The sequence below is a fragment of the Chromohalobacter sp. 11-W genome (genome assembly GCF_029889905.1).
In the GTDB taxonomy this organism is placed as follows: domain Bacteria; phylum Pseudomonadota; class Gammaproteobacteria; order Pseudomonadales; family Halomonadaceae; genus Chromohalobacter.
This window is the reverse complement of the sequence record NZ_JARANZ010000003.1, coordinates 1-13,464: the sequence shown is the minus strand read 5'-3', so window position 1 is coordinate 13,464 and position 13,464 is coordinate 1. Positions and strand designations below refer to the sequence as shown.

At 62.8% G+C, this 13,464-nt stretch carries 13 protein-coding genes; 4 read left to right on the top strand and 9 right to left on the bottom strand.

Annotation, left to right across the window (positions count from 1 at the left end; translation table 11 throughout):
• Window positions 1–483: 483 nt before the first annotated feature.
• The 3 genes from OP494_RS05075 to dksA form a co-directional block, all read right to left on the bottom strand.
• Window positions 484–1,848, bottom strand: coding sequence for a sigma-54 dependent transcriptional regulator (locus OP494_RS05075; RefSeq protein ID WP_280539639.1), 1,365 nt, complete (start codon window positions 1,846–1,848; stop codon window positions 484–486).
• A 172-nt stretch (window positions 1,849–2,020) separates the two neighbouring features.
• Window positions 2,021–2,896, bottom strand: coding sequence for a tRNA glutamyl-Q(34) synthetase GluQRS (gene gluQRS, locus OP494_RS05070; protein WP_280539638.1), 876 nt, complete (start codon window positions 2,894–2,896; stop codon window positions 2,021–2,023).
• A gap of 71 nt (window positions 2,897–2,967) precedes the next feature.
• Window positions 2,968–3,405, bottom strand: a complete 438-nt coding sequence (gene dksA, locus OP494_RS05065; RefSeq protein WP_040239883.1) for an RNA polymerase-binding protein DksA — start codon at window positions 3,403–3,405, stop codon at window positions 2,968–2,970.
• A 247-nt stretch (window positions 3,406–3,652) separates the two neighbouring features.
• Between dksA and sfsA the strand changes: the two genes are divergently transcribed.
• Window positions 3,653–4,399: a DNA/RNA nuclease SfsA gene (sfsA, locus tag OP494_RS05060; RefSeq protein WP_280539637.1), complete on the top strand. Its 747-nt coding sequence runs from the start codon at window positions 3,653–3,655 to the stop codon at window positions 4,397–4,399.
• 1 nt (window position 4,400) lies between these two features.
• On the opposite strand, the gene metW is transcribed toward sfsA, so the two are convergent.
• Genes metW through OP494_RS05035 form a run of 5 tightly spaced genes read right to left on the bottom strand, consistent with a single transcriptional unit; the run spans window position 4,401 to window position 8,428 of the window.
• Window positions 4,401–5,000: a methionine biosynthesis protein MetW gene (metW, locus tag OP494_RS05055; RefSeq protein ID WP_280539636.1), complete on the bottom strand. Its 600-nt coding sequence runs from the start codon at window positions 4,998–5,000 to the stop codon at window positions 4,401–4,403.
• On the bottom strand, window positions 5,000–6,160 hold the full coding sequence (locus tag OP494_RS05050; protein WP_280539635.1) for a homoserine O-acetyltransferase: 1,161 nt from the start codon (window positions 6,158–6,160) through the stop codon (window positions 5,000–5,002). The genes metW and OP494_RS05050 overlap by 1 nt, the downstream gene beginning before the upstream one ends.
• 60 nt (window positions 6,161–6,220) lie before the next feature.
• Entirely contained in the window at window positions 6,221–6,811 is a 591-nt protein-coding gene (locus tag OP494_RS05045) for a YggT family protein (RefSeq protein WP_280539634.1), read from the bottom strand.
• A gap of 34 nt (window positions 6,812–6,845) precedes the next feature.
• Window positions 6,846–7,670, bottom strand: coding sequence for a pyrroline-5-carboxylate reductase (proC, locus tag OP494_RS05040; protein ID WP_280539633.1), 825 nt, complete (start codon window positions 7,668–7,670; stop codon window positions 6,846–6,848).
• A gap of 50 nt (window positions 7,671–7,720) precedes the next feature.
• Window positions 7,721–8,428 (bottom strand): YggS family pyridoxal phosphate-dependent enzyme, encoded by a 708-nt coding sequence (locus OP494_RS05035; RefSeq protein ID WP_280539631.1) that lies wholly within the window; start codon window positions 8,426–8,428, stop codon window positions 7,721–7,723.
• A 34-nt stretch (window positions 8,429–8,462) separates the two neighbouring features.
• On the opposite strand from OP494_RS05035, the gene OP494_RS05030 reads away from it, so the two are divergent.
• A complete protein-coding gene (locus tag OP494_RS05030; RefSeq protein ID WP_247621078.1) occupies window positions 8,463–9,503 on the top strand; it encodes a type IV pilus twitching motility protein PilT in 1,041 nt (346 codons plus the stop codon).
• Between the two features lie 37 nt (window positions 9,504–9,540).
• Window positions 9,541–10,683 (top strand): PilT/PilU family type 4a pilus ATPase, encoded by a 1,143-nt coding sequence (locus OP494_RS05025; protein WP_280539629.1) that lies wholly within the window; start codon window positions 9,541–9,543, stop codon window positions 10,681–10,683.
• A gap of 4 nt (window positions 10,684–10,687) precedes the next feature.
• Here the strand turns inward: OP494_RS05025 and OP494_RS05020 are convergent, their stop codons facing one another.
• Complete coding sequence (locus OP494_RS05020; RefSeq protein ID WP_280539627.1) at window positions 10,688–11,803, bottom strand: anhydro-N-acetylmuramic acid kinase; 1,116 nt, start codon at window positions 11,801–11,803, stop codon at window positions 10,688–10,690.
• Window positions 11,804–11,901: 98 nt separating this feature from the next.
• Here OP494_RS05020 and tyrS point away from each other — a divergent pair, with 98 nt between their 5' ends.
• On the top strand, window positions 11,902–13,098 hold the full coding sequence (gene tyrS, locus OP494_RS05015) for a tyrosine--tRNA ligase (RefSeq protein WP_280539626.1): 1,197 nt from the start codon (window positions 11,902–11,904) through the stop codon (window positions 13,096–13,098).
• The last annotated feature ends 366 nt before the right edge of the window (window positions 13,099–13,464 follow it).

The following is a 13,464-nucleotide window of genomic DNA, read 5'->3' as shown; positions in this document are numbered from 1 at the left end:
AGCGTCGCGTCCTGGTTCGGTTCCGGATCTCGACCATCTTGTTGTTGTTGGCGGTCGACTCGCATTGCGTCTCGTTTGTTGTTGTTGGCGATTCGCGTGCGATGTTCCAGCTCGACGTTGTTGTGTTTGTTATTGCCGATGTCGGGCTGAGCACCTGGGACGTACGTTATTGTCTTTGTTCGTGCGCCTCGGGCGTCCGGCTGTTGTTTTTCTTGATCTATATGTTGCAGTGGTCGTGCCACCATTTGTTTTTTTCTTTTTAATCAGTGTTTTATGGTTTCTTGTGAAAGTTCCCTGCGTTCCGAAAGAGCTTGGTGTTACCGAAATTGCCGCATAACGGGGCATCTCTTGTGTGGGATGGTAACAACTGGTGCATTGGCCTCGTCTCAATGGCGCATAGGGTCTCTAAAAAGGCCGGGAAATGCGCTTAGACCATAGTCGCGACAGGGGACAAAAGGTGCTCCGCGTCGGCATTAAGCGATCTCACGCTAGACGACGAGCGTTTTTCTTGCGGGGAATGCCCAGGCGCTGGCGACGCTCCCACAGGCACTTGCGGCTGATGCCCAGCTTCTGGGCCAGCTCGGTTTCACTCATCTGCGCCTGATGCTCGAGGACGAAATGCTGGAAGTAGTCTTCCAGGGAAAGATCGTCGTCGAGCACGTCTTCCTCCTCGGGGGCGGCGGAAGGCTCGGAAGATGCAGAGACCGGCTCCTGTCTGCGTTCCAGTGGGAGGCCGAGGTCGTCGGGATGGATGAGGTGGCCCTCGGCGAGGATGACGCCGCGCTCCAGAGCGTTTTCCAGCTCGCGCACATTGCCTGGCCAAGCGTAACCGAGGATGTCACGGCGTGCGGCACGCGATAAGCGCAATCCCGGGCGTGCATGACGGGTGCAGGCACGCTCGAGCAGAACCTGAGCAATGGAGAGAATATCGTCGTCGCGTTCGCGAAGCGGTGGCAACTCGATCTGCATGACATTGAGACGATAGTAGAGATCGAGCCTGAATTCGCCGCTGCGTGATAGAGAGTGCAAGTCACGATGCGTCGCCGCGATCAGACGCACATCGACGTAACGCGTTTCCACCGAGCCGATACGCCGAATCTCGCCTTCCTGAAGCACGCGTAACAGGCGGGCTTGAGCGTCCAGAGGCAGCTCGCCGATCTCATCGAGGAAGAGCGTGCCGCCATCGGCGGCTTCGACCAGGCCGGTGCGCGCGCTGTTGGCGCCTGTGAAAGCGCCCTTTTCGTGACCGAAGAGTTCGGATTCGATCAGGGTTTCGGGAATCGCGGCGCAGTTGACGCAGATCAGCGGTGCCTTGGTGCGGCGGCTCTGGCGATGCAGGGCGCGCGCGACCAGCTCTTTGCCGGTCCCCGACTCACCCTGCACGAGCACGGTTACGTCGGCGGGTGCCGTCTTGCGGATGCGTTCGTAGACACGCTGCATGGCGACGCACTCGCCGATCATGCCGCGGGGCACACCGCTGGGGGTGGCGATTTCCTTGGGCGCTGGGCGTGACAGCACGCGTGACACGGTCGCCAGGACGTCATCTTCATCGACGGGTTTGGCGATACAGTCAACGGCACCTTCCTTGAGCGCGACCACAGCCTTGCGCAGGCTGGCGTGATCGGTCATGACCAATACCGGTGTCGGGGCGCTCAGCGCGAGCATCTGGGTGCCGTCTTCTCCCACCAGGCGCAGATCGCAGACCACCAGATCGAAGGTCTGCGGAGCCAGCGCCTGGGCGGCGTCGAGCGATGCGGCGGTCGCGACGCGGTACGCTTGACGCTCGAGCAGGTCCTTCAGGGCCTGGCGCGGCGTGTCTTCGTTTTCGACGATCAGGATTCGGCTCATGGGCCTCATGGTCGCGTGAATGCATGGAGAGTGGCCGGACGTCGGCTCATGCGGCGCTCGGTTGGCTTGTATCCTGACGCCTGCCGGCTGGGCGAATCAAGCCAAGGGGTGTGCGACCATGGCATGACAAGCGCGCTGTCGAGGCATCGGGTGTACGTGCGGAGGTGGGCGCTCAGTGCTCGTTCGCTGCCATGTGGCGCAGGCGTTCCGGGCGCCAGGCGGAGATTGCTGAATCGAGTTGATCGGCTACGCAGGCATGCGCCATCTCGCGTGGCGGTTGTTGCCCGAGGCGCTGCAAAGCATGGTGCAGGGTGTGGCGGATGCCAGCTTCATCGGTCGGTAGCGCTGGGGCAAGGTTCTGCTTGGAGAGCTTCTGGCCATTATCGCCGAGCACCAAGGGAAGGTGTAAGTAACGCGGCACCGGGCATTCCAGTGCGTCCTGCAACTGACGCTGCCAGGGGGTGTTGTCGAGTAGGTCGGCACCGCGCACCACATCGGATACGCCTTGGTCGGCGTCATCGACGACCACCGCGAGCTGATAGGCCCAAAGGTCGTCCTTGCGCTTAAGGACCACGTCGCCCAACTCGGTGGGATCGAAGCGCTGGTGACCCAGGCGTCGGTCCTCCCATTCGATGGGGCGCCGGCCAAGATCGCTGCGCAGTCGCCAGGCTAGGGGGCGCTCGGGATTCAGCGGTTCGTGCCGGCACCAACCGGGATAGATGGCATATTCGCGCCATTCCTTGCGCGAACAGCTGCATGGGTAGGCAAGCCCTAGCGCGGCAAGGCGTTCGAGCGCTGCCTGGTAAGCGGCGTGACGCTCGCTCTGATGGCGTACGGGGCCATCCCATTTCAGACCGAAGGCTTCCAACTGGCGGAGAATGGTATCGGCGGCGCCAGTGGGGCAGCGTGGCGGATCGATATCCTCGATACGCACGAGCCAGCGCCCCTTGGCGTGGCGCGCGTCGAGAAAGCTCGCCAGGGCCGCCAACAGCGATCCCAGGTGCAGGGGCCCTGAGGGTGTCGGTGCGAAGCGACCGGTGTACGCCATGTCACACGTTACCTACGCAATGGCAAACGGGCACCCGTAGGTGCCCGTTGAAGGGGTGTTCAGGGACGATTTCAACCGCCGAGTTGCTTTTCCTTGAGCTCCGCCAGCGTTTTGCAGTCGACGCAGAGCGTGGCGGTGGGGCGCGCCTCGAGGCGGCGAATGCCGATCTCGACGCCGCAGGCTTCACAGAAGCCATAGTCGTCTTCATCGATATTCTCGATGGTCTCGTTGATTTTCTTGAGGAGCTTGCGCTCGCGGTCACGGGTACGCAATTCCAGGTTGAAGCCTTCTTCCTGGGTGGCACGGTCGGCCGGGTCGGCGAAGTTGTTGGCCTCTTCCTGCAGGTGGCGCACCGTGCGATCCACCTCTTCCATGAGCTCCTGTTTCCAGATGAGCAGGATTTGGCGGAAGTGCGCGAGCTGTTGCTCGTTCATGTATTCTTCACCCGGCGCCGGCTCGTACGGGGTGAATTTTTTCGGCGCTTCCGATTTGATTTCCGCTACTGGCATGGGACTGCCTCATTACGCAAGTGACTTGGGCCGATGCCTGGCCAGGGTAGGGCTTGGGCGCCCGCCCGAAGCCTTGCTTATTTAGCGGAAAAGTTCAGGCTTTGCAACCATTCTCGGCGATAAAATGATGCGTTCCGATCTTGGTCAAAACGCTGGAGCGCGCGCGTTACGCGGCCATACGGCCGCTATCGTGAGAATGTGATTTTTTGTCCCATGGTGTGACGCGTTAGCGACTCAAGAGGGGAAGATGGAATACACGCAACTGACGTCCGGTATTCTGGTGCGTCGCTATAAGCGTTTTCTGGCCGATGTGCGATTGGCGTCAGGCGAAGAAGTGGTCGCGCATTGCCCCAATACCGGCTCCATGCGCGCGGTCAACGTTCCCGGGTGTCGCGTCTGGCTCTCGCCGAGTCATAACCCCGCGCGCAAGCTGGCCTGGACCTGGGAGTGGATCGAACTGCCCATGCCCGGCGCGGAGCCGGCCTTGGTCTCGGTGCACACTGGGCGTGCCAATGCATGGGTCGAGGAAGCCTTGAGTGCTGGGTGTATTGCCGAGCTGGCGGGGTATACGACGCTCAAGCGGGAGGCGAAGGTCGAAGGCGCACGGCTCGATTTTCGCCTCACCGATGCACGGCAAACGACCCATGTCGAAGTCAAACAGGTGACGCTACGTGAGGACGATGGCCATGGCTATTTCCCTGACTCGGTCAGCGAGCGTGGCCGGCGGCATCTGGAGAGCCTGGCAGCGCGGGTCGCACTGGGCGAGCGCGCGGTGCTTCTGTTTTGCGTGGCTCACACCGGGATCGATACCGTGGCACCGGCCGCGCACCTCGACCCTGGCTATGCCGAAACGCTACGTCGCGTCGCCGCACAAGGCGTTGAGGTGCTGGCGTATGGCGTCAGCGTCACCCGGAACACGGCCGGCGTACCTTGCCAGGCGATGTTGACCCGGCGGCTGCCGGTGGATCTCGAGCGGCAGCCGCCGAGTGTCTGAATCAGCGTGAGGCGCGGGTGACGCGGAAGATGGCCGTTTCCCCGCATAGGTTAGGCCACAGCCGCGAGCTCCAATGCGGTTCGTGGTCGCCGTTGCCGACGCGTTGATCGACGATGGTCAGGCCCTTGTCGCGGCACAGCTGGCCGAAGTCTCGAAACGTCGATAGGTGGATGTTGGGTGTGTCGTACCAAGCATGGGGGAGCGACTTGGACACCGGCATGCGGCCCTGAAAGCCGAGATACAGGCGGTGACGCCAGTAGGCGAAGTTGGGGAAGGCGATGATGCATTCGCGGCCCACGCGCAGCATTTCGTCGAGGGTACGGTCCGGGCGCTGCAGAGCCTGAAGTGCTTGAGTCATGATCACCAGGTCATAGGCGTCATCCTCGACGTTGCTCAGGCCGTCGTCGATGTCGTGCTCGATGACGCTGACGCCGCGCTCGATGCAAGCGGTGATGCCGTCGGGGTCGATCTCCAGGCCATAGCCGACGACCTGCTTGTCATGCGCCAAGGCAGCGAGCAGTGCGCCGTCGCCGCAGCCCAGGTCGAGCACGCGCGCGCCTTGCGGGACCCAGTCGTGGATCAATTTGAGATCGGCGCGCATCAGGGCGTCTCCTCGAGTTGCAGGTCGCGGGCGGCGCGACGCATGAAACCGCCGAACACCGCTTCGTAACGCGGATGTGGCAGCAAAAATGCATCGTGGCCATGCGGCGAGTCGATGCTGGCGTAGCTGACGGTCTTGTCGGCGCGCATCAGGGCGTCGACCAGCTCCCGCGAACGCGGCGGCGCGAAGCGCCAGTCGGTAGTGAAGCTGACCACCAGGAACGGGCATTGCGCCGGCGCCAGCGCCGTCGCCAGGTCGCCGCCGTGAAGAGCGGCCGGGTCGAAGTAATCCAGCGCCTTGGTCATCAGCAAATACGTATTGGCATCGAAGCTGGTGGAAAACGTATCCCCCTGATGGCGCAGATACGATTCGACCTGAAACTCCACGTCATAGCCGAAGTTGAGCTGATCGGTACGCAGATCGCGGCCGAACTTGGCCCCCATCGAATGTTCGGAAAGATAGGTGATATGGCCGATCATGCGGGCCAGCTTGAGCCCGCGTTTGGGCACCGTGCCGTGCTCCTCATACCAGCCGTCATGGAAGTCGGGGTCCGAACGAATCGCTTGGCGGGCGACCTCGTTGAAGGCGATGTTCTGCGCCGAGAGGCGTGGCGTGGCGGCGATGACCACGGCGTTGGCGATGCGCTCGGGATATGCCATCGTCCATTGCAACACCTGCATGCCACCGAGGCTGCCGCCGACCACGGCGGCGAAGCGTTCGATGCCCAGTCGATCGGCCAGGCGTGCCTGGCTATGCACCCAGTCGGCCACCGTCAGGACCGGGAATTCTGGTCCCCAGGCGCGCTGGGTCTCGGGGTTGATCGAGGCAGGGCCGGTACTGCCGTGGCAGCCGCCGAGGTTATTGATCGAAACGACGAAGAAGCGCTCGGTATCGATCGCCTTGCCGGGGCCGATATACGCGTCCCACCAGCCGGGCTTGCGATCTTCCATGCTATGAAAGCCTGCCGCGTGATGATGGCCGGACAGCGCATGGCAGATCAGCACCGCGTTATTGCGTTCGGCGTTGAGCGTGCCATACGTCTCGTAGACCAGCGTGTAGTCGGACAGCGTCTTGCCGCCGGCCAGTGCCAGCGGGGTATCAAAGTGCGCCGTTTGCGGCGTGACCAGACCGACCGAGTCGGGAGGTAGCGTATCGGGCATCGTGTGTGTCGGTTTCCGTGTCCAGCGTGGGGCGCGCGACGGCGCCAGGGTCGTGAATGTTCAGAAGCCTACCAGCATGCCAGGCAATCCTGCCGCACGGGCGAGGGCGCCGACGACGAGGCTATCGACCAGATTGATGGCGATGAACACCACGATGGGCGACAAGTCGATCATGCCCAGCGGGGGGATGACCTTGCGTACCGGTGCCATGATCGGTTCGACCAATTGCTGGACGAGAATGGCGCCGGGATGGCTGGCCTGCGGCGCGACCCAACTGAGAATGATCATGATGATCAGGGCAAAGAAGTAGATGTCGAGAATGGCGCTCAACACCCCGGCCAGTGCCGCCACCAACACGCCCTGAATCGGCGGCATGCCGATGCCGGCGAGCTTGAGCAGCACGAAGATGGTGATGCCCTTGATCAGCAACCCCGCGACCAGCGAGGCGGGATCGAAGCGTCCACGTGGACGAAAGATGCGCTGCAACGGCGCGACCACCGGACGCGTAGCCTTGATCACCGCCTGGCTGACGGGGTTGTAATAATCGGCGCGCGAAAACTGCAGCAGAAAGCGCAGCATCAAGACGAACAGATACACATTGATTAGCGTGTTGACCAGCATCAAGCCGGCGCTTCCCATTTGGCTGCCCATGGGGCTCCTCCGTGTCGAATGGGTGAAGGGGAATTCAGTCGCGGCTCAGTTCGTCGGCCAGTTCACGGGCGCGTGTCGCGCAGGCTTGCGTGGCGTTTTCGAAAAGCTGACGCAGGCCGTCGTCTTCGAAGCTGTTGATGGCGCGTTCGGTGGTGCCGTTGGGCGAGGTCACGCGGCGGCGCAATTCGGCTGGCTCGAATTCGCTTTCGCGGGCCATGCTGGCCGCGCCGTAGGCGGTTTGCAGCGCCAGACGACGGGCACTGTCGGCGGGCAAGCCGAGCTTCTTGCCGGCGTCCTCGAGCGCCTCCATGATCAAAAAGAAATACGCGGGTCCGCTACCCGACACGGCAGTGACTGCCTCGAGAAGTGTCTCGTCGGCGACCCATTCCACGAGTCCCACGGCTTCCAGCAGCGAGGTGGCCAACTGCTTCTGCTCCTCGCTGACGCGGGCGTTGGCGTAAAGCCCCGAGGCGCCCTGACCGACCAGGCTGGGGGTGTTGGGCATGCAGCGGATCACGGCCATGTCGCCGCCCAGCCAGGTATCTAGCGTCTCGGCACTCAAACCGGCGGCCACGGAGACGATCAGTGGACGTTGACGCTGTACGCTATCGCGCAATTCTTGACATACCTCGCGCATGACCTGTGGCTTGACGGCTAGGACCACGACATCCGCGTGCTCGACGGCCGCGTTGTTGTCGGATGTGGTGTGGACACCGTAGCGCGACGCGAGCGCGTCGAGTGTCTGGGCGCCGCGCGCGGTAGCGGTGATGGCTTCGGCGGGATAGCCGCCTTCGATCATACCGCCGAAAATGGCGCTGGCCATGTTCCCGGCGCCGATGAATGTGACTTGGTTTGTCATGGTGTCTCCTGAAGTTTCGCGACGAAACAATGGGGTTAGGGACAAGGCCATCAGGCGCGCGGCGCGCGCTGCCCGAAAATGGCCGTGCCCAGACGGACCAGGGTGGCATCTTCGAGGACGGCGGCCTCGAGATCGCCGCTCATGCCCATCGATAAGGTATCCAAAGGGGCCTGCGGATGTCGCTGGCGGAGCATTTCGAGCAAGGCGCGCAGCTCGGCGAAGGGTCGCCGTTGGGCTGCCGGGTCGTCGCTCGGTGCGGGCAGTGTCATCAAGCCGCGTAGTCGCAGGCGTGGCAGTGCCACCACGGCATCGGCCAGTGCCGGCAAGGCCTCGGGCGTCACCCCTGACTTGCTGGCTTCGCCGCTGACGTTGACTTGCAGGCAAACATTCAGCGGCCCCAGCGCCATCGGACGCTGCGCGTCGAGGCGTGTGGCAATGCGCGCGCGGTCGATGGTATGCACCCACTGGAAGTGTTCGGCCACCGCGCGGGTCTTGTTGGATTGCAAAGGACCGATGAAATGCCAGACGATACCCTCGAGATCGTCCAGCGAGGCCTGTTTGTCGAGCGCTTCCTGAAGATAGTTCTCGCCGAATGCGCGCTGCCCCGCAGCGAAGGCCTGGCGCACGTTCGCCACGGGTTGCGTCTTGCTCACGGCCAATAAGCAGGCGTCCTCGTCGTCACGCCCCGCGCTCGCCAGGGCGCGGGTCAAACGCTGGCGAGCGCGTTCGAGGGATTCGGCGATGGTGACATCTGGCATACTGGGAAACCCTGTCCGCGAGCGAGAGAAATGCATGGATATTATCGAATTGCTGGCGTTCTCGGCAAAACAGAAGGCGTCCGATCTGCATCTGTCCGCTGGTTTGCCGCCAATGATTCGCGTCGATGGCGACATTCGCCGACTCAACGTGCCACCGATCGAGGATCGTGACGTTCGCAAGTTGATCTACGCGATCATGAACGATCAGCAGCGCCGCGACTATGAAGAGGCGCTCGAGCATGATTTCTCGTTCGAGGTGCCGGGCGTGGCGCGCTTCCGCGTCAACGTCTTCCATCAAGGGCGCGGCGCGGGCGCCGTCTTTCGCACCATTCCCAGCGAGGTGCTTACCCTCGATGATCTGGACCTGGGCGAGGTGTTTCGACGCCTGGCCTCGCTGCCGCGCGGGCTGGTTCTGGTGACGGGGCCGACCGGGTCGGGCAAGAGTACGACCTTGGCGGCGATGATCGACTACGTCAACGAAAACTATTATCAGCATGTGCTGACCATCGAGGACCCGGTGGAGTTCGTGCATCGCAGCAAGCGCAGTCTCGTCAATCAGCGCGAGTTGCATCGCGATACGCGCAGCTTCGCCACGGCACTGCGCTCGGCGCTGCGCGAGGACCCCGACGTGATTCTGGTCGGTGAGCTACGCGATCTGGAAACCATCCGCCTGGCGCTGACCGCCGCCGAAACCGGTCATCTGGTATTCGGTACCTTGCATACCACGTCGGCGGCCAAGACCGTGGACCGCATCATCGATGTATTCCCGGGCGACGAAAAAAGCATGGTGCGCTCGATGTTGTCCGAGTCGCTGCAGGGGGTCATCTCACAAGTGCTGCTCAAGCGTGAAGGCGGTGGGCGCGTGGCGGCCCACGAGATCCTGGTGGCCAGCGCGGCGGTGCGCAACTTGATTCGCGAGAACAAGCTGGCGCAGATGTATTCCTCGATCCAGACCGGTGGCAGCCTGGGCATGCAGACCTTGGATGCGGCGCTTTCGCGTCTGGTGGCGCAAGGCGTTGTCTCGCGCGCCGAGGCACAGGCGAAGGCGAAGGATGGGCGCGTGCTGGGTGTGTAAGCCGGGCACAATCGACAGTCGCGAAGGAGAACGCGAGATGACGCCATACGAGTGGCTGACGCAACTGCTGGATATCATGCTCGACAAGCAGGCCTCCGACCTGCTGGTTTCCACCGGGGCGCCGCCGAGTCTCAAGATCAATGGCGAGCTGGTCACACTGGGCGAGCAGGCGATGTCGGTATCGCAGGTGCGCGAGCTAGTCTCGGCGGCGCTGCCCCAGGGCGTGGGGGAGCGTTTCGAGACCGAGCGCGAGGCCAATTTCGCACTCAGCCTGCAGGGCAAGGGGCGTTTTCGTGTAAGTGCCTTCTATCAGCGCAGCCAGATGGCGATGGTCGTGCGTCGCATCGCCTTCGACATTCCCGACTTGGCGAGCCTGGCGTTGCCGGGTGCCTTGAACGAGCTGGTCAATCGCAAGCGCGGCCTAGTGTTCATCGTCGGTGGCACGGGTAGTGGCAAGTCAACCACGCTGGCGTCGATGATCCAGCACCGCAATCAGACGAGCGGCGGGCATGTCATCAGCATCGAAGACCCCATCGAGTACATTCACCCGCATGGCCGAGCGATCATCAATCAGCGCGAGGTGGGCATCGACACCGAGTCCTTCGAGGTGGCGCTCAAGAATGCGCTGCGTCAGGCGCCCGATGTGATCATGATCGGCGAGGTTCGCTCGCGCGAGATCATGGAGCAGGCGTTGACGTTCGCCGAGACCGGTCATCTATGCCTGGCGACGCTGCATGCCAACAATGCCAACCAGGCGCTGGAGCGGATTCAGCATTTCTTTCCCAGCGAGCGCCATGAACAGGTATGGATGGATCTGTCGCTCAATTTGCAGGCCATCGTCGCCCAGCGTTTGTTGCCGCGCGAGGATGGCGGGGGACGCTGTGCGGCGGTAGAAGTGATGCTGCGCTCGCCGCTGGTCAGTGATCTGATTCGCAAGGGGGCGATACACGATCTCAAGGAGGTCATGCAGCGCTCCCACGACCAGGGGATGCAGACCTTCGATCAGGCGCTATACGCGCTCTATCGGCAAGGACGCATCAGCGAAAAGATGGCATTGGTGCATGCCGACTCGGCCAACGACCTACGGCTGCGCATCGATTACGGCGATGCCGATAGCCCGCAACTGGCGCGGGCCAGCGATGCTGCCGAGCGTTTCACCCTGAAAGGCGACGATGAGTGAGCCTTCATGGCGCATAGAGGCCGCCCAGCACGCGGGGGCCACGCGCCCCGGTGACCTCGGGCAGGTTGCCGGGACGCTGCACGAGGCGCTGATGGGCGAGCCAAGCGAAGGCGCCGGCTTCCAACCAGTCCGCTGACCAGCCGAAACGCGCGCAGGGCGTCAGCGGGATCTCCGGCACGTGTCGGCGTAGACGCGCCAACAGGTCGGCGTTGTGGGCGCCGCCCCCGCAGGGGATGAGTGCATCGCAATGCCCGTCCGAACGCTCGCTGCCTTGGGTAATCGCCATAGCGATGCTGGCGGCGGTCAGCTCGGCGAGCGTCGCCTGGACGTCTCGGGGGGCTTCGTCTCCCGTTAGATGTGTCGCCAACCAGTCGAGATGAAAATGCTCACGTCCGGTGCTCTTGGGCGGCGAGCGTCGGAAGTAGGGATCATCGAGAAGGCGCGAGAGCAAGGCCTCGTCGACGTGGCCGCCGGCGGCCCAGGCACCCTCGGCGTCGTAGGCGTGGCCCAGGTGGCGCTGACACCAGGCATCCATCAGCATGTTGGCAGGGCCGGTGTCGAAGCCGAGCACAGGGGCGGAGTCGCTGCTTGGAGGAAGACGCGTGAGGTTGGCGATGCCACCGAGATTGAGGATCAAGCGCGTATGCTCGGGGGAGGTGAACAGCGCGGCATGAAAGGCCGGCGCGAGCGGCGCGGCTTGTCCCCCGGCGGCCATATCGCGGCGTCTAAAATCGCCGACCACCGCGCAGCCGGTCAGCTCAGCGAGCAGGCTGGGGTTGTCGAGCTGGTAGGTGTGCGGCGGGACGCCCTCGGGGGCGTGTTCGATGGTTTGCCCGTGGCTGCCGATGGCCGCGATATCGCCAGGCGAGGTGTCGGTCTCCGTGAGTAGGCGGTCGACCGCCTCGGCTTGGCGTTCGCAGAACGCGGTCTCGAGCCGGGCCAGCTCGCCGAAGGAGGTCTCGCGGGCGAGACATAAGGCCAGCAAGTCCTCGCGCAGCGCGGCGGGAAAGGCCACCCCAGTGGCACCCAGCCACTCGGGGCGGCCGTCGCCGCAACGCACCAGGGCGGCGTCGATGCCGTCCAAGCTGGTGCCGGACATCAGGCCGATATAAAGGGGCATGTTCATCTCCATGTGCCGGGGCGCTCAACCGCGTCGATGAGTCATGCTAACATTCCCCGTTATTGCCCAAGTCACCCCATTTGCGGAGAAAGGATACGATGACCGACGTCGCCGATGCGCTGGCGCTGCTCAAGCGTGGCACCCATGAAATCCTGCTGGAAGACGAGTTGGTAAAGAAGCTCGAGTCCGGGCGTAAGCTGCGTATCAAGGCGGGGTTCGATCCTACCGCACCGGATCTTCACCTGGGGCATAGCGTGTTGCTGACCAAGATGCGTCAGTTTCAGGAACTGGGCCACCAGGTCGTCTTCCTGATCGGCGACTTCACTGGTCGTATCGGTGATCCCACGGGGAAGAATGTGACCCGCAAGCCGCTGACCGGGGAAGAGGTCAAGGTCAATGCGGAGACCTATAAAGAGCAGGTGTTCAAGGTCCTCGACCCGGCACTCACGGAAGTGCGCTTCAACGCCGAGTGGATGAGCCAGCTTTCCGCGGCTGACATGATCGAGCTGGCGGCGCAGTCCACCGTGGCACGCATGCTGGAGCGTGACGATTTCGAGAAGCGTTATACGGCCAACCAGTCGATCTCGATTCACGAGTTCCTTTATCCCCTGGTGCAGGGATACGACTCGGTGGCGCTCGAGGCCGATATCGAGCTGGGCGGCACCGATCAGAAGTTCAACCTGCTAATGGGACGCGAGATCCAGAAGCATTTCGGTCAAGCGCCGCAGGTGGTCATGACCATGCCACTGCTGGAAGGGTTGGACGGCGTACAGAAGATGTCCAAGTCGCTGGGCAACTATGTGGGGGTCGACGATACGCCGGGCGTGATGTTCAACAAGCTGGTGTCGATGCCCGATAGCCTGATGTGGCGTTACTTCGAGCTGCTGTCGCTCAAGTCCAACGAGGACATCGAGACCATTCGTCAGTCGATCGAGGCCGGGGCCAATCCGCGTGATATCAAGATGGAGCTGGCGCGCGAATTGATCGGGCGTTATCACGGCGAAGAAGCTGCCGCTAATGCGCATAAGTCGGCAGGCAATCAACTGGCGGAAGGCGAGCTGCCGGATGACCTTCCGGAGGTCGAGGTGGCCTTCGAAGGCGAACAGGCGCCGGTCGCGGCGGTGCTCAATCGCTCGGGATTGGTCAACAATAGTGCCCAGGCGAAGGACATGCTGGGCAATGGTCGCGTCAAGGTCGATGGTGATGTCGTGGCACGCGATCATATGCTCGCCACCGGCCAGAGCTATGTCATCCAGGCGGGTAAGAAACGCTACGCGCGGGTGACGCTAGGGTAGGGCGAAACGCCATGTTTCATTCGTGTAAAAAACCTCTTGCGTTCAATCCGTGTGGGCCGTAAAGTACGCATCCGCTGCCGGCGACGGACCTCGTAGCCAGCGGTGGAGAGGTGGCGCAAGTGACTGACGTGCTTGAGAAATTCAAACCTTCGGGTGGTTTTCTGGCTTGACAGTGACGCTGATTTCGGTAAAATGCGCCGCACCTCGAAAGGCCTCTGATATCGCCCGCATGTCGGCCGCTATCAGCGATTGTCCCCTCGGCTAACGCCTTGACAATCACGGCGCTTTCGGTAGAATACGCCTTCCTTGCGAGGCGGCCCATCGGGCCAACGCAAGCCGCTCCGCTCTTGTATATCGAGCCCGGAG

Bases quoted from the DNA above. Each gene is read 5' to 3' on its own strand.
- sfsA (WP_280539637.1), top strand. From the start codon at position 3,653: ATGGAATACACGCAACTGACGTCCGGTATTCTGGTGCGTCGCTATAAG.
- OP494_RS05050 (WP_280539635.1), bottom strand. From the start codon at position 6,160: ATGCCCGATACGCTACCTCCCGACTCGGTCGGTCTGGTCACGCCGCAA.
- dksA (WP_040239883.1), bottom strand. From the start codon at position 3,405: ATGCCAGTAGCGGAAATCAAATCGGAAGCGCCGAAAAAATTCACCCCG.
- proC (WP_280539633.1), bottom strand. From the start codon at position 7,670: ATGACAAACCAAGTCACATTCATCGGCGCCGGGAACATGGCCAGCGCC.
- OP494_RS05025 (WP_280539629.1), top strand. From the start codon at position 9,541: ATGACGCCATACGAGTGGCTGACGCAACTGCTGGATATCATGCTCGAC.
- tyrS (WP_280539626.1), top strand. From the start codon at position 11,902: ATGACCGACGTCGCCGATGCGCTGGCGCTGCTCAAGCGTGGCACCCAT.
- OP494_RS05075 (WP_280539639.1), bottom strand. From the start codon at position 1,848: ATGAGCCGAATCCTGATCGTCGAAAACGAAGACACGCCGCGCCAGGCC.
- metW (WP_280539636.1), bottom strand. From the start codon at position 5,000: ATGCGCGCCGATCTCAAATTGATCCACGACTGGGTCCCGCAAGGCGCG.
- gluQRS (WP_280539638.1), bottom strand. From the start codon at position 2,896: ATGGCGTACACCGGTCGCTTCGCACCGACACCCTCAGGGCCCCTGCAC.
- OP494_RS05030 (WP_247621078.1), top strand. From the start codon at position 8,463: ATGGATATTATCGAATTGCTGGCGTTCTCGGCAAAACAGAAGGCGTCC.
- OP494_RS05035 (WP_280539631.1), bottom strand. From the start codon at position 8,428: ATGCCAGATGTCACCATCGCCGAATCCCTCGAACGCGCTCGCCAGCGT.
- OP494_RS05020 (WP_280539627.1), bottom strand. From the start codon at position 11,803: ATGCCCCTTTATATCGGCCTGATGTCCGGCACCAGCTTGGACGGCATC.
- OP494_RS05045 (WP_280539634.1), bottom strand. From the start codon at position 6,811: ATGGGCAGCCAAATGGGAAGCGCCGGCTTGATGCTGGTCAACACGCTA.